Annotated in this window: 16 protein-coding genes; 5 read left to right on the top strand and 11 right to left on the bottom strand. The window is 73.5% G+C overall.

Going from position 1 to position 22534, the window contains the following annotated elements; all coding sequences use genetic code 11:
* Positions 1 to 115: 115 nt before the first annotated feature.
* The 4 genes from IE265_RS12955 to IE265_RS12940 form a co-directional block, all read right to left on the bottom strand.
* Positions 116 to 313, bottom strand: a complete 198-nt coding sequence (locus tag IE265_RS12955; protein ID WP_190035621.1) for a DUF8691 family protein — start codon at positions 311 to 313, stop codon at positions 116 to 118.
* Positions 314 to 440: 127 nt separating this feature from the next.
* Positions 441 to 959 carry a hypothetical protein gene (locus tag IE265_RS12950; protein WP_190035620.1) on the bottom strand — a complete coding sequence of 173 codons (519 nt, stop codon included), beginning with the start codon at positions 957 to 959 and terminating at the stop codon, positions 441 to 443.
* A gap of 16 nt (positions 960 to 975) precedes the next feature.
* Positions 976 to 2601 (bottom strand): MFS transporter, encoded by a 1626-nt coding sequence (locus IE265_RS12945; RefSeq protein ID WP_190035712.1) that lies wholly within the window; start codon positions 2599 to 2601, stop codon positions 976 to 978.
* A gap of 153 nt (positions 2602 to 2754) precedes the next feature.
* A complete protein-coding gene (locus IE265_RS12940; RefSeq protein WP_190035619.1) occupies positions 2755 to 5460 on the bottom strand; it encodes a winged helix-turn-helix domain-containing protein in 2706 nt (901 codons plus the stop codon).
* Between the two features lie 640 nt (positions 5461 to 6100).
* On the opposite strand from IE265_RS12940, the gene IE265_RS12935 reads away from it, so the two are divergent.
* Positions 6101 to 8068 (top strand): glycoside hydrolase family 5 protein, encoded by a 1968-nt coding sequence (locus tag IE265_RS12935; RefSeq protein ID WP_190035711.1) that lies wholly within the window; start codon positions 6101 to 6103, stop codon positions 8066 to 8068.
* 22 nt (positions 8069 to 8090) lie between these two features.
* Here IE265_RS12935 and IE265_RS12930 read toward each other — a convergent pair whose 3' ends face one another.
* The 3 genes from IE265_RS12930 to IE265_RS12920 all read right to left on the bottom strand — a co-directional run bounded on the left by IE265_RS12930 (position 8091) and on the right by IE265_RS12920 (position 11835).
* A complete protein-coding gene (locus IE265_RS12930) occupies positions 8091 to 9047 on the bottom strand; it encodes a DUF1731 domain-containing protein (protein ID WP_190035618.1) in 957 nt (318 codons plus the stop codon).
* Between the two features lie 227 nt (positions 9048 to 9274).
* Positions 9275 to 10726, bottom strand: a complete 1452-nt coding sequence (locus tag IE265_RS12925) for an FAD-binding protein (protein ID WP_229916153.1) — start codon at positions 10724 to 10726, stop codon at positions 9275 to 9277.
* 248 nt (positions 10727 to 10974) lie between these two features.
* Positions 10975 to 11835 (bottom strand): helix-turn-helix domain-containing protein, encoded by an 861-nt coding sequence (locus IE265_RS12920; protein WP_190035616.1) that lies wholly within the window; start codon positions 11833 to 11835, stop codon positions 10975 to 10977.
* 359 nt (positions 11836 to 12194) lie between these two features.
* Between IE265_RS12920 and IE265_RS12915 the strand changes: the two genes are divergently transcribed.
* Positions 12195 to 12698, top strand: coding sequence for a phosphatase PAP2 family protein (locus tag IE265_RS12915; protein WP_229916163.1), 504 nt, complete (start codon positions 12195 to 12197; stop codon positions 12696 to 12698).
* A gap of 303 nt (positions 12699 to 13001) precedes the next feature.
* Here the strand turns inward: IE265_RS12915 and IE265_RS12910 are convergent, their stop codons facing one another.
* Positions 13002 to 13238, bottom strand: coding sequence for a DUF6296 family protein (locus IE265_RS12910; protein ID WP_229916152.1), 237 nt, complete (start codon positions 13236 to 13238; stop codon positions 13002 to 13004).
* A 270-nt stretch (positions 13239 to 13508) separates the two neighbouring features.
* Here IE265_RS12910 and IE265_RS12905 point away from each other — a divergent pair, with 270 nt between their 5' ends.
* Together IE265_RS12905 and IE265_RS12900 are read left to right on the top strand one after the other, a co-directional pair.
* A complete protein-coding gene (locus IE265_RS12905; protein ID WP_190035615.1) occupies positions 13509 to 16310 on the top strand; it encodes a SpoIIE family protein phosphatase in 2802 nt (933 codons plus the stop codon).
* 180 nt (positions 16311 to 16490) lie between these two features.
* Entirely contained in the window at positions 16491 to 17258 is a 768-nt protein-coding gene (locus IE265_RS12900; RefSeq protein ID WP_190035614.1) for a sulfite exporter TauE/SafE family protein, read from the top strand.
* A gap of 132 nt (positions 17259 to 17390) precedes the next feature.
* Here the strand turns inward: IE265_RS12900 and IE265_RS12895 are convergent, their stop codons facing one another.
* From IE265_RS12895 to IE265_RS12885, 3 genes are all read right to left on the bottom strand, one after another.
* Positions 17391 to 19031 carry an MFS transporter gene (locus tag IE265_RS12895; RefSeq protein ID WP_190035613.1) on the bottom strand — a complete coding sequence of 547 codons (1641 nt, stop codon included), beginning with the start codon at positions 19029 to 19031 and terminating at the stop codon, positions 17391 to 17393.
* Between the two features lie 312 nt (positions 19032 to 19343).
* Entirely contained in the window at positions 19344 to 19520 is a 177-nt protein-coding gene (locus IE265_RS12890) for a hypothetical protein (RefSeq protein WP_190035612.1), read from the bottom strand.
* Positions 19517 to 20413, bottom strand: coding sequence for a PaaX family transcriptional regulator C-terminal domain-containing protein (locus tag IE265_RS12885; RefSeq protein ID WP_190035611.1), 897 nt, complete (start codon positions 20411 to 20413; stop codon positions 19517 to 19519). The genes IE265_RS12890 and IE265_RS12885 overlap by 4 nt, the downstream gene beginning before the upstream one ends.
* A gap of 311 nt (positions 20414 to 20724) precedes the next feature.
* Here IE265_RS12885 and IE265_RS12880 point away from each other — a divergent pair, with 311 nt between their 5' ends.
* Positions 20725 to 22395 (top strand): acyl-CoA dehydrogenase family protein, encoded by a 1671-nt coding sequence (locus IE265_RS12880; protein ID WP_190035610.1) that lies wholly within the window; start codon positions 20725 to 20727, stop codon positions 22393 to 22395.
* The last annotated feature ends 139 nt before the right edge of the window (positions 22396 to 22534 follow it).

Below are 22534 nucleotides of genomic sequence, written 5' to 3'. Positions count from 1 at the left end.
CGCCGACGGCGGGGCTGTCCGCAGACGAGCCCCATCACCTCGTACTGGCGGGCTGCCGTGCACGCGATCCCGTCCCGCGCACTCCGGCGAAGGCCCGTGCGGGGGGGGCGGCCGTTCACTGAGGAAGCTGGCGCATCTCCACGACGACCAGGCCCAGCGACTGGCAGCGGGCCAGCAGCCCGTACAGGTGCGCCTCGTCCACGACGGGGCCGAAAAGGACCGTGTGGCCCGACATCACCACGTGATCCAGCTCCGGAAACGCCTTGGCGAGCGTCTCCGACATGTGTCCCTTGACACGGATCTCGTAGCGCATGGGCTGCTCTCCCGATCGCGGTCTGGGGGCAGGCGGACCGGCCGTTTGCTGCGATCCTCGCCGCTCCGGTGCCGTACGACCTCACCCTGAGCAGGTGAAAGGCCGTTCGGGGGACCCGGCGACCCGGTCAGTGCTTGAGGAAGAGCTTCAACGAAATGATCAGCAGGCCGATGAGCAGGTTGACCGCGGCGGCGCCGACCACCTGGCCCCGCGTCGCCCCGATCCGCCAGGCCGCCGCCGCCGACCAGCCCACCTGCCCCAGCACGGCGACGGACAGCGCCAGCCACAGGGCTCCCTGGACATTCAGGCCCAGCAGCGGGCTCACGGCCACCGCGATGGCGGGCGGGACGGCGGCCTTCACGATCGGCCACTCGTCCCGGCACACCCGCAGCACGGTCCGCCGGTCCAGGGTCTGATCCGCGAGATGTGCCCCGAAGAGCTGGGCGTGCACGTGCGCGATCCAGAACACCACTCCGGTCAGCAACAGCAGCAGCACCAGCTCGAGCCGGGGGAACGAGCCCAGGGCGCTGGCGCCGAGGACGACGGAGGCGGCGAGCATCGAGCCGTAGACGGCGCCGGTGTAGTCCGCGTGCGTGCGCCGCTCGGCACGGTTCGAGCGGGCTGCGGCACGGTCGGTCTTGAACATCGGGGCCTCCTCGTGCTCAGTGCGCGGATTCGGGGCGGGGGTTCACGGCACCTGCGGGGGCCTTCCTCGCCCCGGTCCGGCCGGCGGGCAGGTGCGAGGTGACCAGCAGGCCGGCAACGGTGATGCCGCCGGTCGCGAGGATCGCCGCCTTCAGGCCGTTGAGCTGGGCTGTCGCGTACGAGTCCGTGACGGCCTCCACGTCGGCCGGCGGGAGCTGCGCCCGCTGCGCCGCCGCGGTCACCTGTTCCGTGGTGACGAAGCTGACGCCGGATTCGAGGGCGATGCCGGTCGCCTGCCGGGCCTCGTCCGAGACCCGGGGGTCGCTCTCGACCTGTGCGGTGAAGGCGTGGGCGAGGGCTCCGATCAGGATCGATCCGATCAGCGCGGTGCCGAGCGCGGAGCCCAGGTTCTGGGCGGTGAACTGGAGCCCGCCGACCTCGCTGCGCTCCGCCTCGCCCGCCGTGGACTGGACGACGTTGCCCAGTTGCGAGGCGAGCAGGCCCATGCCGATCCCGAGCAGGGCCATGGCTCCCGCGAACTGCCCGTCGTCGATGACCGGGTCGATGGTGGCCAGCAGCCACACGATCGACGCCGTCAGGGTCAACAGCGCCAGTCGCACCACTCGTCGCGGCCCCGCGACCCGCCCCAGCCGGGACGCCGCCGTGGAGGCGACGAGCATGGTGACGGACACGGGCAGCAGGCGCAGCCCCGTCTCGAAGGCGTTGAAGCCCTGCACGACCTGGAGGTACAGCGGGATGGTGAAGAAGAGCCCGAGCAGGATGAGGTTCTGGCTCACCAGCGTCAGCAGGCCGGACCGCAGCGCGGGCCGCCCCAGCAGCGCCAGATGCACCAGCGGGTCCTCGCCGCGGGCCTCCCGCCGACGCTCCCAGTGGGAGAAGAGCACGAGGACGAGGACACCCGCGGCGACGACGAAGAGCGTCGGGGCGAACCCCATGACCGTGAAGGGCGGGTTTCTGGGCTGCACCCAGCCCCAGGTGCTGCTCTGCAGCACACCGAGGACGCCCAGCGCGAGTCCGGCGGCCGACAGGGTGGCGCCCACGCCGTCGAGCCGGGGACGCCGGCCCGTCGCCGCGGGCTCCGCGATCACCCGGTGGAAGCACAGCACCAGCACGACGACGACCACCTCACCGGCGAAGACGAGTCGCCAGGTCAGGTACGTCGTCACCCAGCCGCCCAGCAGCGGGCCCACCGCGATTCCGGCGCCCGCGAGGCCGCCGATGACCCCGTAGGCGACGGCGCGGTCCTTGCCCCGGTACGACTCCGCGACGAGCGCGGCCATCGCGGGCAGGACCATCGCGGCGCCGAGTCCCTCGACGACGGACCAGCCGAGCGCCAGGACCCACAGGGTGGGCGCCGCGGCGGTCAGGGCCGACCCGATGCCGTAGACGACCATCCCGGTGACGAAGAGACGCCGGCGTCCGAGGATGTCCCCGAGCCGCCCTCCGATGAGCATGAACGCCGCCATGACGAGGGCGTACAGCGTGATGACGGCCTGGATGGCAGTCACCTCGGTGTCGAATTCCTCCACGAGCTGGCTGATGGAGACATTCATGACGGACGTGTCGAGCACCATGAGGAACTGGGCCGTTCCGAGCACGATCAGGGGCCACCAGTGCTTCAACCTGTCCACCTCGCCGATTGGGCCGGAACGGGCGACGGTCCGCCCGCACTCCCCCTGTCATCAGACACGAAGTTCCCGTCGTCCCCCTCACCCACGACGGGCGAGGCGGACACGCCCGACGGCGGGCACGGTGACGGTCCCGGCGACCGAGTCTCACAGCAGATGCAGCTCGCGGGCGCGGCGCACCGCGTCGTTTCGCCGGTTCACGGCCAGCTTCCGGTAGACGCTCTTGAGGTGCGTCTTCACGGTGTTCACCGAGACATGGAGATCGGCGGCGATCTCCTCGGTGGACATCATCTGGGCCAGGCGGCGCAGTACGTCGGTCTCACGTCCGCTCAGTGCCTCCACGACCAGTGGCTCGGGCGGGGGTTCGGCCCCGGCCGGTCCGCCGCGTCGCGGCCGGGCGGGGGTCAGCCAGCCGGCGGCCAGCTTCTGCAGGGCGGGGGTGCCGAGCACGCCCCGGATCCACGGTCCGGATTCGAGGAAGGGCCGGCGCAAACGCTCGCGTCTGGCGTCGGTGAGCGCCTGGCCCACGAGCCGGTGGACGGCGGCGCCGTCGGCCGCGCCGTCCGCCGCCTGGGCACGCAGCAGCAGGCCACGCACGGTGACCGCGGGGCCGGCCCTGCCGTCGGTCCGCAGGCGGTCGAGGAGGGTGATCGCCGCTTCGTGGTTCCCCGCGGCGAGCTGGGCCCGTGCCGCCTCCACCGCGCACGCCGGCTGCCCGTCGGGGACCCGGCGCAGGACTTCGGCGGCGCTCTGCGGCCTGCCCTCGGCGAGGTGCGCCGCGGCGGCGACCATGGCGGACTGGCTCTCCGCCCACGGGGAGACGACCTCGGTGCCGAGGTCGGCGGCCACCGCCGCGAGGGCGGCCCGCGGGTCGCCCCTGGCCAGCAGCAACCGCGAGGTGACGAGGGCGCGGCCCGCCACGGACACCGGGTCGCGCAGCACGGGACCGGGGTCGGCCGCCTCGTCGAGGAGCGCCCGGGCACGGGTGAGTTCGTTGCGGTCCACGGCGACTCCGGCCAGGACCAGCCGCTCGACACCGCTGCCGGACGGCCGTGGCAGGCCGAACCGCTCGCTCTCGGCGAGCGCCGCCATGGCCTTGCGTTCGGCCCGGCCGAGCCAGCCGTGCAGGTAGTCGATCATCGCCAGATGGCCGAGGGACTCCTGCCGGGCCAGAGCGGTCGAGGCGCCGCGCGCGCCGCCGACCACCGTGGACAGGGCGCCGCTCGCGGCGTCGAAGCGTCCGGCCCACAGGAGCGTCGAACCCAGGTGGGTCAGCAGCAGCGCGGTGAGTTCGGGATGCTTGTCCAGCAGGTGGGCGGGCACTTCGTACCGCAGCCGTTCGGCCGCCTCGGCGGCGTTCTTCGCCCGGTCCGGCGAGCCGCTCAGCCGGGCCACCATGGCTTCCAGCAGGGCCCAGCTCAAGCGGGCGGTCGCGTCGCCGCCCGTCCCGCCCGCGCTGTCCAGAGCCTCCTCGGCGTGCCGCAGATGGACCAGCCCGCGGTCCAGGTCGCAGCGGCACAGGTCACGGGCCGCCCGGACCAGGTGGGTCGCCGCGCCCGAGGCCTCGGGCGCCATCCTCGAGAACAGCTCGGCCAGGTCGTCGGAGCACAGGCTGGTGAAGAGCTGCCCGATGGCCAGGTCGTCGACGAGGGCACCGGCCGTGAACTCCCAGTCGCCCGCCGCGGCTCCGTGGGCGAGCGTCTCCTGGAGGTGCCCGGAGCCCCTCAGCCAGCCCGCGGCCCGGCGGTGCAGCTCCTGCTCCAGGCCGGGCGAGCGCACTCTCAGATGGGCGCGGAGGATCTCGCCGAAGAGCGGATGCAGGCGGTACCAGGCGTGCCCGAGGTCCTCGACGAAGGCGTTCTCCCGGTGCAGCTCGACCAGGATCGACTCGGCGTCGTCGCGTTCGGTGAGCGCGTTCGCCAGTTCGGGACAGAAGCGCTGAAGGACGCTCACCCGCAGGAGGAGGTCCTGGGTCTGGGGGGTGCGCTGCTTGAGCACCTCGGCCAGCAGATAGTCGGCGACCGTGCTGCGCCCTGCCTCGAACTCCTTCAGATACGTCTCCGGGTCAGGGCTCTCCTGGGCCGCCAGGGCGCACAGCCGCAGACCCGCGGCCCATCCGTGTGTGCGGTCCACGAGGGCGCGCGTCGCGTCGAGCGGGAGGGACAGCCCGTGCAGGTCCAGCAGCAGGGCGGCCTCCTCGGGGGTGAAGGCCAGTTCCGCGTCCCGGATCTCGGTCATCTCGCCGTCCGCCCTGTACCGGTGCAGCGGCAGCAGCGGTTCGTTGCGTGTCACCAGGACCAGCCGCAGGCCGCGCCCGGCGTGCCGCAGGACGAACTCCAACTGATCGGCGATCTCGGGCGCGGACACCCTGTCGTACTGGTCCAGGACGAGGACCACCGACTGCTCGGCGGTGTTCAGTTCCGCGGCGAGCCGGGCCAGGAGGGTGTGGTCCACCCTGCGGGCGTCCACGGGGCAGCCGACCTCGGCGGGCAGGTCCGCGCCGCCGGCCCGGACGGCGTGCAGGACATAGGCCCAGAACACGCCCGGCCCCTGGTCGGCCGACTCGGTGCTGAGCCAGGCCACGGGTCGACCGAGGCCCGCGGCCCAGTCGGCGACCAGCAGGGTCTTGCCCGCCCCGGCCGAGCCGTTGACCATCGTCAGCGGGGTCCGCAGGGCGCGGTCCAGGCGCGTGACCAGGCGCTCGCGCCGCAGGAAGGTGGCGGGCCTGGCGGGCAGCGCGATCCGTGTGCGCAGGAACGGGTCCCCCAAGGGGTCGACGCACGGAATCGTCGTTCCCGTACCCGGTCGGTCGATCCCAGCCACGGCGTTCACCACCACACTCCGACGGGTCATGGGCCGCGTCACGCGTATTCAGCATCGCAGCTCACCCGAGGTCGCGCGGCTCGAGCGGACCGGAAGGGTCACGCCGGGGCTCGCGCCGGACCGGCGGGACGCCGTCCCCTCACGGCGACCGCCCGGAGCCCGGGCCCGCCCGGGGCGCTTCCCCCGCCCCGTTGCCGGCCCGGGAGCCCCCTTGTCTCCCCGCTGCCCGCCAGCCCTTCCGTCTCCCCGCTCCCCGCTCCCCCACCCGAGGACGTCCGTCAGCCCCCCACCCTGGCTCTCGGTCACCGCCCTCCCCGCCCGGGATGGCTCTCGGTCCCCACCCTCCTCGCCCGGGATGGTCCGTCCCCCCTTCCCCGACCGGAGGCATCCGTCTCCGGCCTCCCCGCCCGGGAAGGGTCCGTCCTCCCGCTCCCCACCCCGGCTCTCCGTGTCCTCACTCCCGTCCGGGGACCTCCGTCCCCGCCCTCCCGGCCCGGGGACCTCCGTCTCCCAGGCGCCCCCGGGGACATCCGCGAGGCCGCCTCACCGCCTCACCCGTGGTGGGCCCCGCCACCCGGTGGCCGGATCGATCTCCGCTGCGGCCCCGGTGCTGGACCATCGGAGGCCGATGCATCATGATGACGCCGCCATGACAACTCAGCCCATCGGGATGGTGACCGTGCGCGGATCCTTCGTCGGGGCCACACTGGCCGCGGTACTCCTCCTGGCGCACCCGGCGTCCATGCCGCGGGCAGCCGCCGGGGAGGCCGCACCGGACATCGCCGCCGCGGCCGGTTCCGTCCGGACGGGCGCACCCCTGGCCGCCCCCGCCCCGGCCGCCGAGGACTGGACGCCCCCGCTCAGCACCCGGGGCCGGTGGATCGTGGACGCCGACGGGGACCGCTTCAAGCTGCGCTCCGGCAACTGGCACGGGGCCAGCGGGACTTGGAACGGCTCGGGAAGCACCGACGACAACGCCAACCACCACGCGGGTGAGAACTCCGGCCGCATGCCGCTCGGCCTGGACCGGGCCCCGGTGTCCGAGATCATCGCCGGGTTCCGGGAGATCGGGATCAACAGCATCCGGCTGCCGTTCTCCAACGAGATGATCCACGACAGCCGCCCCGTCACGGACGGCTCCGTCGCCGCCAACCCCTCGCTGCGCGGCAGGACCCCGCTCCAGGTGTACGACGCCGTGGTCCGCGAACTCACCGGCGCCGGACTCGCGGTGATCCTCAACAACCACACCAACACGACCCGTTGGTGCTGCGGGGTCGACGGCAACGAGCGGTGGAACGCCGGCCAGTCGGTGCAGGCCTGGGAGGACGACTGGCTCTTCATGGCCCGCCGCTACAAGGACAACCAGCGCGTGGTGGGCGCCGACCTCTACAACGAGGTCCGCCGCAACGTATGGGACGACCCCAACTGGGGCCTGGGCGACAACCACGACTGGTTCGCCGCCTCCCAGCGCGTCGGCGACCGCATCCTGACCGAGGCCGACCCCGATCTCCTCATCGTCGTCGAGGGCATCAACTGGACCGGCATCCCGGTCGACGGCCTTCCGCACGAACGCCCCACCCTGGAGCCCGTACGCCGCCTCTCCCACACGCTCGTCGACTCCGGCAAGCTCGTGTACTCCGCCCACTTCTACGACTACACGGGCCCGCGGCACAGCGGCGCCACGGGCACGGGCGAGACGACGGACGCCCGGTACCGCGACTTCACCCCCGCGGAACTGACGGACGTCCTGAACCGGCAGGCCTTCTTCGTCACGGGCGAGCGGGACCAGCACTTCACCGCCCCGCTGTGGATCAGCGAGTTCGGCGTGGGAGGCCGCACGGAGACGGGCCAGAAGCAGCGCGCCTGGTTCGAGAACTTCGTCGACCACCTCATCCGCACCGACGCGGACTTCGCGTACTGGCCGCTCGTCGGCTGGCACGACAACCGCCAGGGCAACGGATGGGCCCTGCTGCACTGGGACTCGGCGGGACACCGGATGGGCCTCCACGACGGCGACGACTGGCGGGCGGCGGCCTGGAGCCGGCTCGTCGGGGCCCCGGGCCGTACCGGTCACGTGGACCCGGTGGCGGAGTGGTCGATGCTCAGCCCCGACCACGGGGACTTCGTCCAGTCGCGGCGCATGCGCGCGCTCCCCGACTGGGACTCCGGTGCACGCAAGGCCGTCTGCCCGGACGGGCAGCGGCTGGTCGGGCTCAGCCACTCCGGCCGGCGGGGCCTGTGCTCGGACGTGTCCGCCGGGCCGCTGCGGGACCCGGACGGCAGGTACGAGGTGGTCACGGACGAACGCCATGTCGCGTCCGGGGCCGACTGGGCCTCCGGGTACACCAAACTCCAGTGCCCCGAAGGCCGGTTCGTGAGCGGGTACAGCGTGCGCGGGTCCGCGGTCTCCGCCGTGCTCTGCGCGACCGCGCCGGCCGGCACACTCGGCTCGGGCGGTCGCACGGTCTGGTTCGACCGCGGCGACAACCGGGGTTCGTCCCCGAAGGGCGGCGACTTCGCGCAGGGCCACTACAAGGGGCAGTGCGCGGACGACGAGTACGCCGCGGGGATCGCGTACACCGGGCGTCTGGGCTCGTCCCGGGCTCCCGACGCCCTGTACTGCCGGAAGCTGGGCTGACGGGAAGGTCCCCGGCGGGGGATCACGCGGCGCGCCCGGCTCCGTCCCGGACGCGCCGCACCAGGTCCTCGGCGGCCTGCGACCACTGGGGCAGGTCGAAGGTGAAACCCGCCTCGCGCAGCCGGCCGGGGACGACGCGGCGGCTCTTCAGCAGCAGTTCGGTGTCGCTGCGCATCGCGAACGCGCCGATCTCCGCCATCCACCGGGTGGCGGGCAGACCGACCGGGACGCCCCAGGCGGTGCGCAGCACGCGCATCAAGGTGCGCTGGGGCACGGGCAGCGGGGCCGCGAGGTTCACCGCTCCGGACAGGTCGTCGCGGTCGATCAGGAACTCGACGGCGCGCACGAAGTCGCGGTCGTGGATCCAGGACACGAACTGCCCGCCGCCCGCGACGGGCCCGCCGAGTCCGAGGCGGGCCAGCCGCAGCAGGACGTCGAACACTCCGCCCCGGTCGGGGCTCATCACCATGGCGGAGCGCAGGGCCACCTTCCGTGTGCCGGGGGTCCTGGCCTCCTCCTGGGCCCGTTCCCAGGCCTTCGCGATCTCGACGCTGTACGACCAGTGGCCGGGGACGCCCGGTTCACCGCCTCCGAGGATGCCGCTCGACTCGTCGTTGGGCGCGTCGAACCGGTGGGCGTAGATGGTGGCCGTGCTCATCTGGAGCCAGAGCCGGGGAGGCCTGGCGGCGAGCGCGATCGCCTGCCCCACGACCTGCGTGGAGCGCACGCGCGAGTCCATCATGGCGCGCAGGTTGGCCGCCGTGCCGCGGCAACTGACGCTGCGTCCGGCCAGGTTGACCACCACGTCGCTGCCGTCGACCTCGTCGGCCCAGGGACCGAGGGTCTCACCGTCCCACCGCACGTCGCCCGCGCGTCCGGGTCGCCTCGTCAGGACCACGACGTCGTGGCCCGCGTCCGTCAGCGCGCGGTTCAGGATCGCGCCCACCTGCCCGGTGCCCCCGGGTACGACGATCTTCATCGGGCTCCCCCTCCGCTGTGGGGTGAGCGTAGCCCAGAATACTGAACGTGTTCAAAAATTGAGGCCGGGCTCACACCCGCCCTCCGGACCGGGCTCGCACCCGCCCTCCGGACCGGGCTCGCACCGCGCCCTCCGGCGGGCCGCGCCGGGACGCGGGAGGGCCCCCGCACGGTCGCGCACGGGGGCCCCGGGGCTCGGCGGGCGCGGGTGCGACCGTCGGGGTCGGATCAGAAGATCCCCTGTCCGGGGACGAGGACTCCGCGCGGATCGAACGTCCGCCTGGCCTCGGCGAAGCGGGACCAGGCGGGACCGAAGTGCCGCCGCCAGTCGGCGCGTCCGAACGGGACGGAGCCGACCGGGTACTGGGTGCCGCCGGTCGCGCGCACGGTCTCGTACGCGGACCGGTTGGCCGCCAGTAGGCGATCGACCGTCGCGGTGTCCTCGGGCGGCGCGGTCCGCAGCACGGCCATGAGGTACGGCACGGCGTCGTCCGGTGCGCGGAGCAGCGGGGTGCGCAGGTGCTCGCGGCGCAGCGGGTAGAGCAGGACGACGCCGCCGGGGCCGACGTCCTCCGGCGTGAGGCCGTCGAGCAGGGTGCCGGCCAGGTCCAGTACCGCGCGGCCGGGCAGGAGCAGGTTGAGCCACGGGTGGGCGTAGGCCCAGAGTCCCGCCTCCTTGAGGGCCGCGACGGCCGGGGCGAGCCGGTCGAGGAAGGCGAAGTAGGGGAGGTCCGCGGTCTGCACACCGGCCGGCGCGTGCCGCAGGCCCCGCAGCAGCCGCGCGTCGTCGGGGGCGTCGCCGACCGGGGGTCCGTAGGCGACGGCCTCGATGACGTACTGGTTGAAGGCGCCCGAGGCGTCCGCCGCGATCTGGCCTTCCAGATAGGAGAAGCGCTGCTCGCGGGCGAGCAGCCGCTGGTCCTCCAGGAAGGTGCGCAGGTCGTCGTACGGCAGGAGGTAGTGGCGCACGGTCTCGGGGGCGCGGACCAGGCGCAGGGTGGCGCCGACGATGATCGCGCACTGGCCCAGCCCGGCCAGGGTCGCGAGGAACAGGTCCCGGTGACGGGTCGGGGAGCAGCGCAGCCGCTCTCCGGCGCCGGTCACGACGTCCAGTTCGAGGACGGTGTCGACCTGCGCCCCGTGCTGGTGGCTCTGGCCGCCGAGCCCACCGACGGACAGGGTCCCGCCGACGGACAGTTCGAGGTAGTCGGTGAACACCGGCGGGGTGAGGCCGTGGGCGATGGCCGCCCGGGCGACATCGCTCCATCTCGCGCCCGCGCCGACCGTGACGCTGCCGCCGCCCGAGGCGCCGCCCGGCCGGACGGCGCCGATGGCCGCGAGGGGCGTGGTCTCGACGACGAGACCGCCTTCGACCTGGGCCTGCCCGTTGGTGGCGTGGCCCTCGCCCCGCGGCGCGACCCGGATGCCCCGCTCGTTGCAGAAGCGGACCATGGCGACCACGTCGTCCACCGAGCCGGGACGGAGCACCGCTGCCGGCCGCCGGTGCACGATGTGCCCGAAGTCGTCGGCGGCGCCGTCGAGCGGCGACCCCTCCGTGTGGAGCGTCCCGTCCAGGTCGGGGACCCCGTGCAGCGGGCGGCCCGAACCGGTCACCGCCCAGCTGCGGGTGAAGGGGTCGAAGCCGACCACGGCGGCCCCGGCGACAGCCAGACCGCGCAACGCGGTACGCCGTGAAGGCCGTGGAAGGGGACGGGGCACAGACATACGCTCCTCCAGGAAGCAGCCGACCGCTTGAATCGTCAACAAGCGCCCACCCTAGGGCAGTTGACCGCCGAGCACCACAAATCCGCAATCGTCGCAGCGGCCACGGCCGCACGGCCCCGCCACACACGCGACAACTGCTCACGCCGGGCCCCGGGCCGCTCGCCCGACATGGCCCGCCTGGGCGAACAGCCTCTGGATCGGCGTCAGTTCGCGGAGCCGCTGCTGGGCTCGTGGCTCCGGTCGGCCCAGGAGGCGAGGAAGCGCAGGCCCTCGTGACTGGGGGTGCCGGGAGCGGCGGTCCACAGGACGAGCTGCTGGTCCGGGTCAGTGGCGGCGGTGAGGGTGTCCCACTCCAGGACGAGAGTGCCGGCGATCGGATGGTTGAGCGTCCGGGTGCCCACGGAGTGGGCGGCCACGTGGTGCGTGGTCCACCACCGCCGGAAGTCCGGGTCCAGGTCGGAGAGTTCGTTCACGAGAGCGGTCAGCCGGGGCGAGCCCGCGTTGTGCGCCGCCTCCGTACGCAGCTTGGCGACCGTCGTCCGGGCCGCGCTCTCCCAGTCCGCGTACAGGTTCTTCATGCGGTCGCTGAAGACCATCTTCGCGTAGTTGCGGTCCCCTTCGGGAAGCAGGCCGAAGTCGCCGAGCAGTGCCGCGGCCAGCGGGTTCCAGGCCAGTACGTCCGTGAAGCGGCCCAGCACCATGGCGGGTATGGAGGTGAGGTCGTCGAGCAGCCGCCGCAGTTGGGGCTGGACCGTCTGCACCTCCTGGTGGCGCGGCCGGGCGGGCTCCTTGCCGGCCAGCTCCAGCACGTACGCGTGCTGGTCCTCGTCCAGGTCCAGGACCCGGGCGATGGCGTGCAGCACCGGCTCGGACGCCTGGATGCGGCCCTGTTCGAGCCGGGTGTAGTAGTCGGTGCTGATGGCCGCCAGCATGGCCACCTCGTCCCGGCGCAGGCCTGGCACCCGTCGCACCGCCCCGTCGGGCAGGCCGACGGAACGGGGACTGAGCTCCGCACGCCGGGCCTTGAGGAAGTCTCCCAGCTCGTTGGGTGCGCTGCGCGTCATGCGGCCATTTTCTCAAGAGACGGCCGGTGTGGGTGTGACGGATTCGTGCAGGAACGATTCTCCGCTTCAGGATTCATCTTCTGTGGGCTCCGCGTCCGGCGCCCCGTCCGACTCCCCGGTCGTCCCGGCCCTGGCACGGACACCGGCTGGAGTGCTTCACGAGTGGCGCATGGCATGCTCAGCGGCCGTCCGCCCACACCGAGTACGCGAGGTGCCCAGCCGTGAAGTCCGACAGCCCCGCTCCCGAGCGACCGCCGAGCCGAGACGCCGGACGGCGCAGCGGCCGTGCCGAGGGGCCGGGGAGCGTCGCCCGCGTCGTCACCGACGTGCTCCAGCCCCGCAACGCCCTGCTCGCCGGCATGACCGGCCTCGGCACAGCGGCCGCCGGCGACTGGACCGGCGTCCCCTGGGGCCTGTTCGGCGCACTGTGCGCGGGGATCGTCCCGGCCGCGTACATCGAGTGGGAGGGTCGGCGGGGCACCTGGGACGACCGGCATGTGATCGACCGGAGGCAGCGGGCACCGATCTTCCTGGTCATCCTCGCCTCGCTGGGCTTCGGCGCCGCGGTGATGGGAATCGGCGGCGCGCCCACCGAGGTCCTGGTGGCGACGGCCTCCCTGTGGTGCATGACCGTCGTGCTGTTCGGCGTGAACACGGTGTGGAAGATCAGCGTCGACTCCGCCGTGGCGTCCTCGGTCGTGGCGATGCTCGCCGCCGTCCACTCGGCCTGGTGGCTGACCGCGTACACGCTCGTGGCGGCGGTCTGCTGGTCCCGGGTGGCGCTCGGGTACCACTCCGCCGCGCAGACCGCGGCCGGCGCCTCACTGGGAGCGGTCACGGCCGCCGGTTTCCTGCTGGCCTGACCCGGTGGGTGGACCGGCCGGAGCGGCGGGGCCGGGCGCACGCGCCTGGTCGCCTGCGCCCGTACCGCGGCGGCATGGCCCGGCCGGAAGGGCCCGGGCACCGAGCCCGATCCGCCGGGCCGCCGTCACCGCGCGCCGACGCACCCGGCACACCATGTGCCGGGGCGTTCCCGTGCCTGGACGGACCGGCCCGCGCGACCGCCCCTCCCCCGGGCCGTGTCACACCGAACCGGGCCCCCGGCCGGGCCGTGCTGTTGCCGGGCCGTGCCCGGACCGGGTCTCGTCCCGCCGCCCTCGGGTCGGTCAGGGCAGCGGCTCGACGACGGGCGGCTGCGGCGACTGGTGACCGCCACTGGCCAGCATCCGCACCTCACCCCTCGGACTGATCTCCGCACGGAGGATGCCCGTGGGATCGGAGTAGACCGGGTTCCCGCCCGGCCCCAGTCCGGCGGTCCTCTCGACCACGACCTGGTCCTTGGGCGCGTCGACGTCCGACCGTCCGTGGGTGAACGTCAGCCGGTAACGGTCCGGCGTGGGCATGGCGGCCTCCCGCACTCGATGGGCAAAGGGGGTGAAACGCACTCACTCCATGATGCGACGGGAGCGGGCGGGCGGCACAACCCGCCGTCGACGCCCGTGGCAGCCGGCCCCGGTCGTACCCGGAGGCAGCCCGGGCCCTCCGGGGCCTCCGTACGCGCCCACCACCGCAGCGGCTCCCTCCAGTGGTCTGGTCCATCCGGTTCCGGGACCCGCCGTCCGCGCCGCGTGACACTCTCGCCTCACGGCGCCGGGCAGTGTAGACATGGGCGTATGGTCCGACTCTGGGGTCGATCCTCGGCTCAGTCGACCCCGCGCCCCGAAGGACAGCACGCGCAGCATCGGCGTGACCGTCCCCGCCGCCTGCACAAACGGCGAGCACGGCCGGCCGCGCGGGAACCGCGCGCGCAGCGAGGGGCACGCGAAGGCGGGCCCCGACGCACGTCCACGGCGGGGCTGCGATCCACCCTGGGCGGCCGCAGCGTGGCGGGCCAGGTGTTCCTGCTGCAAGTGGTGATCGTGCTGCTGCTGGTCGTGGCCGCGGTGGTGGCGCTGGTGGTCCAGGTCCGGCACGACACGACCACCGAGGCCCGAAACCGCTCGCTCGCGGTCGCCGAGACCTTCGCCAACTCCCCGGGTATCCAGGAAGCGTTGGAAGCCCCGTCCCCGACGGTGATCCTCCAGCCGCGCGCCGAGGCGGCCCGCAAGCAGTCCAAGGTCGACTTCATCGTCGTGCTGAACACCGACGGAATCCGCTACACGCACCCCAAGCCGGACCGGATCGGCAAGAAGTTCGTCGGCACGCTCGATCCGGCGCTGGCGGGCGAGTCCGTCACCGAGGAGATCACGGGCACCCTGGGACCGCTGGTGCAGGCCACGGTGCCGGTCAAGAACGACGAGGGCGAGGTCGTGGGCCTGGTGTCGGCGGGCATCACCACCGAGAACGTCGGAGGAGTCGCCGACCAGCAGCTCCCGCTCCTGCTGACCGCCGCGGGCGTGGCACTCGTGCTGGCCACGATGGGTACGGCCCTGGTGACCAGGCGCCTGCTGCGGCAGACCCACGGTCTGGGGCCGTTCGAGATGACCCGGATGTACGAGCACCACGACGCGGTGCTGCACTCCGTGCGGGAGGGGGTCCTGATCGTCGGCGGCGAGGGGCGCCTGCTGCTCGCCAACGACGAGGCGCACCGGCTGCTCGACCTGCCCGAGGACGCCGAGGGGCGGCACGTCCAGCACCTCGGCCTGGACGCCGCGACGGCCGAACTGCTCGCCTCCGGCCGTGTCGCGACGGACGAGGTCCACCTGGTCGGGGACCGGCTGCTGGCGATCAACCAGCGCACCACGGACCTCCGGGGCGGTCCCGCGGGCAGTGTCGCGACGCTCCGCGACTCGACCGAGCTGCGCGCGCTGTCCGGCCGGGCCGAGATGGCCCGCGAGCACCTCAAGCTCCTGTACGACGCGGGAGTGGGCATCGGCACGGGGCTCGACGTGACCCGGACCGCCCAGGAACTGGCCGACGTGGCCGTGCCCCGGTTCGCCGACTTCGTGACCGTGGACCTGGCCGACGCCGTGCTGAACGGGGAGGAGCCGGAGCCCGGTACCGATCTGCGCCGCACGGCGTTCAGCGGGATCCGCGAGGACGCGCCGCTCTACCCGGTCGGCAGGCGCATCCGGTTCGTCCCCTCGTCCCCGCAGGCCCGCAGCATCGGTACGGGCGAGGCCGTCGTCGAGCCGGAACTCAGTGAGGCCCCGGGCTGGCTGGCGCAGGATCTGGAGCGCACCGCGCAGGTCGTGGAGTACGGAATCCACTCGCTCATCATCGTCCCGCTGCGCGTGGGGCATCTGGTGATGGGCGTGGTCAACTTCTGGCGCTCGGAGAAGCCGGAACCGTTCGACGACGAGGAACTGGCACTCGCCGAGGAACTGGTCGCCCGCGCGGCGGTCTCCATCGACAACGCCCGCCGCTACACCCGTGAGCACACCATGGCGGTGACGCTCCAGCGCAGTCTGCTGCCCCGGAACCTCCCCGAGCAGGGCGCCCTGGACGTCGCGTACCGCTATCTCCCGGCGCAGGCGGGGGTGGGCGGGGACTGGTTCGACGTGCTGCCCCTGTCCGGCGCGCGTGTCGCGGTGGTCGTCGGTGACGTCGTCGGGCACGGGCTGCACGCGGCGGCCACGATGGGGCGCCTGCGCACCGCGGTCCACAACTTCTCCTCGCTCGACCTGCCGCCCGACGAACTGCTCGGACTCCTCGACGAGTTGGTCGGCCGTATCGACCAGGACGAGGGCGCCGAGGACACCGGCGCCATCACCGGCGCCACCTGTCTGTACGCCGTGTACGACCCGGCCTCGCGGCAGTGCGCCGTCGCGCGGGCCGGGCACCCTCCACCGGCCGTCGTACGGCCCGACGGCAGTGTCGAGTTCCCGGACGTGCCCGCGGGACCGCCGCTCGGGCTGGGCGGCCTGCCGTACGAGACGGCCGAACTCAAACTGGAGGAGGGCAGCCGGCTGGTCCTCTACACGGACGGGCTGGTCGAGGACCGTGAACGGGACATCGACGTCGGACTCGAAATGCTGCGCTCCGCCCTGACCGGGGCGGACCGGTCGCCGGAGGAGACCTGCCGGATCGTCCTGGAGGAACTGCTGCCCGCCCGGCCCGCGGACGACATCGCCCTGATCGTCGCCGGGACGCGCGCGCTCGGCGACGAGCACATCGCCGAGTGGCAGGTGCCGTCCGAGCCTGCGGCGGTCGGCGAGGTCCGCGCGTCGCTCACCCGGCAGTTGTCGGAGTGGGGCCTCGACGACATGGCCTTCGCGACGGAGCTGATCCTCAGCGAGCTGGTCACCAACGCGATCCGGTACGGCGGAGATCCCATCCGGGTGCGGGTCCTGCGCGACCGCAGCCTCATCTGCGAGGTCTTCGACGGCAGCAGCACCTCACCGCATCTGCGGTACGCGGCGACCACCGACGAGGGCGGGCGCGGCCTGTTCCTCGTCGCCCAGCTCTCCGAGCGCTGGGGCACCCGCTACACCCCCGCGGGCAAGGTCATCTGGGCCGAACAGCCCATCCCCTGAAGGAAGCCCGGGAGCCGGCCCCACGGGTGCCGTCACGGTTCGGCGCGTGCCGAACCACGGTCCGGATAGCGTCGGCACCATGGAGATCACATCGGGCACGGACCATCGGGCGTCGGGTGGCGCCCCGCCGACCGCCCCCGTGACGGCGGGCCTCGGGCCCGGGTGGCCGCTGGGTGCGGCATGACGCCGGACGAGATGGTCGCGGTGGGCGCGGCAGCGGTCGGCGCGGGCGCCCTGAACAGTGTCGTCGGCTCCGGAACGCTGATCACCTTCCCGGTGCTGCTCGCCACCGGGCTGTCGCCCGTCACCGCCACCGTCTCCAACGCGCTCGGCCTGGTGCCCGGTTCGGTCGCCGCGGCCGTCGGACACCGCGGGGAGCTGGCCGGCCGGGGCCGTCTGCTGCGGAAGCTGTGCGCGGGGGCCGCGCTGGGCGGCCTCACCGGCGCCTCGCTCCTGCTGGTCCTGCCGCCCGGCGCGTTCGAGCGGATCGTGCCGGTGCTGGTGGCCCTGGCCCTCGTCCTGGTCGCACTCCAGCCCTTGATCGCCGAGGGCGTGCGCCGCCGTCGCGCGCGCACGGGGGGCCGTGCCCGGCGCGACGGCGGGCCGCTGCTGCCGGTCGGCCTGACCCTCGCCAGTGTGTACGGCGGCTACTTCTCCGCAGCCCAGGGCATCCTCTACGTCTCCCTGATGGGCCTGCTCCTGGACGAGCGGCTGCAACGCCTCAACGCCGTGAAGAACGTGCTCGTCGCCGTCGTCAACGCCGTCGCGGCGCTCTTCTTCGTGTTCACGGCGGAGTTCGACTGGACGGCGGTCGCGCTGATCGCGGTCGGTTCGGCGCTCGGCGGCACGCTCGGCGCAGCACTGGGCCGCCGCTTCAGCCCCGCGGTCCTGCGGACGCTGATCGTGGCCGTCGGCTCCACGTCCCTGGCGCACCTGCTCCTGCGCTGAGGGCTCGGGGAGTCCGGTGCTCCCGCACAAAGGGGCCGGGCGGTCAGGGCGGTCCGGGCGGTCAGGGCGGTCAGGGCGGTCAGGGCCGGGCGCCGTGCCGGGGCGCCGGGCATCCGTACGGGCGGCGGGTGTTCAGCCGTCCGGTGGCGGACGCTCCGTCCCGGGTTCCGGCGCGTCGTCCGCGCCCGCCGCCGGCCCATCGGCCGTCTCCGCCCCGCTCTCGGCCGGTACGCCGGGAAGGGCGCCGTTGCCCTGGAGCCGCTGCAGGTCGTCGGGGCGCACCTGGATGACGAACACCGCGACCAGGGCTGCCACGACGGCGAAGACGGCCGCCGCGACGAACGAACTCGCGATGCCCGACGTGAGCACCTCGGAGCTCCAGGGCGCGGGAAGTTGACCCGTCCTGCGGAACTCCAGGCGCTGTGCCGGTGTCGCCTCCTGCATGAACTTGGCGACCTGGTCGGTGGCCTCGTTGCGGCTGGCGGTGCCGTAGACGGTCACCAGCACCGACAGGCCGAGCGAACCGCCCACCTGCTGGGTCGCGTTGAGGATGCCGGAGGCCGCGCCCGTGTCCCGTGCCCGGACGCCGGACACCGCCATCAGGGTCAGCGAGACGAACTGCAGTCCCATGCCGAAGCCGAAGACGAGCATCGGACCCAGGATGCTGCCCGCGTACGTGCTGTTGACGTTGGTGAAGGTCAGCCAGCCGAGTCCCACGGCCGCGAACACCGCGCCAACGACCATGAACGGCTTCGGGCCCCACCTGGGCAGCAGTTGGGAGGCGCAGCCCGCGCCGACGGCGATGATGGCGCTGATCGGGAGGAAGGCGAGGCCCGCCTTCAACGGGCTGAAGCCCAGGACGTTCTGGACGAAGAGCGTGAGGAAGAAGAACATGCCGAAGATCGCCGCGGACAGGCTCAGCATCATCGCGTAGACGCCCGAGCGGTTCCGGTCCCGGAACATCCGCAGAGGCGTGATCGGCTGCTTCGAGCGGCTCTCCACGGCGATGAACGCGGCGAGGATCACGACCGCCGCGATGAACGCGGCAATGGTCAGCGCGTCGCTCCAGCCGTCCTCCGAGGCGCGGATGAAGCCGTAGACGAGCAGCACCATGCCGATGGTGGAGGTGAGCGCGCCGAGGATGTCGAAGTGGCCCGGATGGCGTTCCGACTCCTTGATGTAGCGCGGCGTGGCGAGAGCGATCAGCAGGCCGATGGGCACGTTCACGAAGAAGACCCAGCGCCAGTCGAGCCACTCCACGAGCAGCCCGCCCGCGAGGAGTCCGATCGCGCTGCCGCCGGCCGAGACCGCGGCGAACACGCCGAACGCCCTGTTGCGCTCGGGTCCTTCGCGGAAGGTCGTGGTGATGAGCGAGAGGGCGGTCGGGGAGGCGATGGCGGCACCGACACCCTGCAGCGACCTCGCGGCGAGCAACTGCCAGGACTCTTGGGAGAGTCCGCCGAGCAGGGAGGCCAGGACGAAGAGCAGCACGCCGAAGATGAAGACCCTGCGGCGGCCGAGGATGTCGCCCAGGCGTCCGCCGAGCAGCAGCAGACCGCCGAAGGTCAGCGTGTAGGCGTTGACCACCCAGGACAGGCTCTCGGTCGAGAAGCCGAGTGAACTCTGGATGTGCGGAAGGGCGATGTTCACGATGGTGATGTCGAGGACCACCATCAGCTGGCACGAGGCGATCACGAGGAGCGCGATCCCGCTGCCGTGGCCCCGCTCCGGGGACTTGGCAGTTTCCGAGGGTGTCGCGTGAGCGTCCGTCATGAGTTCGTCCGCGTGGACTGCGCCGTGGTGGACGCAGATTTCCGCTACACCGACGTTAGCCCGGGGTGCCGGACCCCACCAGTTGATCACCGGGCACCGGCGCGACCGCCGCTCCCCGGCCGCCGGACACCTGCCGGACGCACCCCGCCCGGCCCTTCACGTACGCGAAGGGCCGGAGGGACGTCACTCGTCCCTCCGGCCCTGCGGCGGCTCCACCGCCGGGTGCCGCCGCCGTGTTCGGGCCGCCGCGCTCCCACCGCGGTCGCCCGGAAGGCCTCCCCGCGTGGTCCGGGGCGCGCCCGCCGGCAGCGCTCAGTCCTCGCCCCTGACGATGTTCCAGTCCGGTTCCGTCCGGGCCCGGCAGGTGTCCTTGTCGGCCGTCGCCGGGAGGCAGCTGCGGACACGGCCGTCACGCCGACGCCGCGCCTTCGCCCATCCCGTCTCGGCCGGGCGGTCCGTGTTCCTGGTGGTGCTGCCGTACGCCGTCACCGCTCCTCATCTTCCTTCTGCGTCCGGCCCGCTCGCGGGCCGGGTCCGTGTCGCTCGATCGGATTCGTCCGACTACCGGGGCCGAGTCCCCCTCCTGCGCGCCGGGAAACACCGGGCGCCCCGACCTGCGGCGTCCCGCCGCCGACCGCGCCGGGTCGGAGGGCCTCGGCCACCTCGCGCCGGTACGACGTGTACACCGCCCGCAGGGCGGGCGCCGGCCAGTCCTCCGGGAGCAGCTCGGCGGGCAGTACGGGGTCCGTGACGAGGTGCCGGACCACGGCGGCGAAGCCGGCGAGGCGGTCCGTCGGCTGCTTGGTCGCGGCCACGTGGGCCAGCAGCGCCACGGCGGTGGCGGCCCACGCGTCGAGCGGCCACAGGGCCGCGGCCAGATCACGGGACGGCTGTTCGGGCCGTGCCGTGAAGAACTGGGTGAGGCCGGCGGGCCCGACGGGCCGGTGGCGCCGCAGGTTGGCCGGCCGCAACCACACCCCCTCGCGCAGTTCCGCCAGCCTCAGGCCCGCCAACTCCGTTCGCAGTTCGGCGCGTTCGGCGGGCCCACGGCCCGTCGCCGTGACGACGACGGTCTCCCAGGAGCCGTCCCACTCACGGGTCGCGGGGTGGACGGCGTCGTCCTGGCGGCGCTGGCGCTCAAGGAGCCGTTCGCTGAGCCGGTAGCCCGCCTCCACACGGACCAGGTCGCCCGCCGCGACCATGCGGCTCAGCGCGGCGCGCAGTGTGGAGCCCGCGATGCCGAAGGGCTCCACACTGCGCAGCAGGTCCCGTACGGGCAGTTCGGGCGGGTGCACGCCCAGCAGGAGGCTCAGGACCACCGAGCGCGCCGACAGGGGGCGCAGCCGGAGACCGGTCGGCGGCGAGGACGGGTTCATCCGCATGGACGGCATTGTGCCCGGTGGCGGAGGCACGGGACGCGGGCGCCCCGCGCCGCCGGGTGCCAGGCGTGCCCGCGGCACGCGCCGCGCGGGTGCGGGGCGGCCACCGGGCGGCCGAACCGCCGGGCCACCGGGCCGTTGCACCGCCGGGCGGCCGAACCGCCGGGCCACCGGGCCGTTGCACCGCCGGGCCGCCCGGCCGCCCGGCCGCTGGGCCGCGGGCCGCTGGACCCCCGGCACCGGAGCGCCACCTCCCCCGAAACACGTCTATTACGTTATTGCTGCGACCGCACGGATAATGCAACACTGCCGCCATGGTCCCCATACTCGCGCCGGAGCAGTCCGCCACGCACGACGTCACGAACCAGGCTCCCGCCCTCGCCCCGTACGACGCCTCCGACGACGCCGCCCTGGTGGAGGGCCTGCGCCGCGAGGACGCGGCCTGGGCCGAGGAGGACGTACGCCGTCTGGGCCGGCTGGCCGGGGGCGAGGAGGCCCAGTCGTGGGGTGAGCAGGCGAACCGGTTCACCCCGGAACTGCGCACGCACGACCGCTTCGGCAACCGGGTCGACGAGGTCGACTTCCACCCGAGCTGGCACCGGCTGACGGACGTCGCCGTCGCCGAGGGCCTGGCCGCCGCGCCCTGGGCCGACGAGCGCCCCGGCGCGCACGTCGCCCGCACCGCCAAGGGGCTCGTGTGGGGACACACGGAGGTCGGACACGGCTGCCCCACCTCGATGACGTACGCGGCCGTCCCCGCACTGCGCCGGCAGCCCGAACTGGCCGCCGTCTACGAGCCCCTCCTCGTCAGCCGGGTCTACGACCCGGGGCTGCGCGTGCCGAGCGGCAAGCGCGGGCTGCTCGCGGGCATGGGGATGACCGAGAAGCAGGGCGGTTCGGACGTCCGGACCAACACGACGACCGCTTCCCCGACGGCCGAGCCCGGTGTCTACACCCTGCGCGGCCACAAGTGGTTCACCTCCGCGCCGATGTGCGACGTGTTCCTGGTGCTCGCCCAGGCGCCCGGTGGCCTGTCCTGCTTCCTGGTGCCGCGGATCCTGCCCGACGGCACCCGCAACACCTTCCGCATCCAGCGGCTCAAGGACAAGCTCGGCAACCGGTCCAACGCCTCCTCCGAGCCGGAGTTCGACAACACCGTCGCCTGGCTGGTGGGCCCCGAGGGGCAGGGCGTCAAGACGATCATCGAGATGGTCAACTGCACGCGCCTCGACTGCGTGATGACGACCGCGACCCTGATGCGCAAGACGCTCGTCGAGGCGGGCCACCACACCCGGCACCGCGCGGCGTTCGGCGCGCTGCTCGTCGACCAGCCCCTCATGCGCAACGTGCTGGCCGATCTCGCGCTGGAGTCGGAGGCCGCGACCACCCTCACGCTGCGGCTCGCGGGCGCCGCAGACCGTGCCGTGCGCGGCGACGCGCAGGAGCAGGCGTTCCGCCGGATCGCGACGGCCGTCGGGAAGTACTGGGTGACCAAGCGCGGGCCCGCCTTCACCGCCGAGGCCCTGGAGTGCCTCGGCGGCAACGGGTACGTCGAGGAGTCCGGGATGCCCCGCCACTACCGGGAGGCGCCCCTGCTCTCCATCTGGGAGGGCTCGGGGAACGTGAACGCCCTCGACGTGCTGCGCGCCCTGGGCCGGGCGCCCGACACCGCGGACGCGCTGTTCGCGGAACTGTCCCCTGCGCGGGGCGCCGACGCGCACCTGGACGCGGCGGTGGTCCGGCTCAAGGACACGCTGTCCGATCCCGCGCTCGCCGAGAGAGGCGCCCGCCGGCTGGTCGAACTCATGGCGCTCACCCTCCAGGGCGCCCTGCTGGTCCGCCACGCGCCCGCGGCGGTCGCCGACGCGTTCTGCGCCACTCGGCTCGGCGGCGACTGGGGGAACGCCTTCGGCACCCTCCCGGCCTCCGCCAACCTGGATTCGATCCTCGGCCGCGCGCTGCCCGGGAGTGCGTCGCTCGGCTGAGGCGCGACCGGGCGCCCGCCCCTCCCGTGGCGCGAGGGCGGGCGCTCGACCTGGCCGCCGGGCCACCGGGGCACCGGGCCACCGGGGCAGAAGTCACCGGATCAGCGGGTCAGCGGGTCAGCGGGTCAGCGGCCGAACG

The organism is Streptomyces fructofermentans (assembly GCF_014651055.1).
Lineage (GTDB): Bacteria > Actinomycetota > Actinomycetes > Streptomycetales > Streptomycetaceae > Streptomyces > Streptomyces fructofermentans.
Note: the sequence above shows the minus strand (reverse complement) of the source record. Positions and strands in the feature narration are given on the sequence as shown.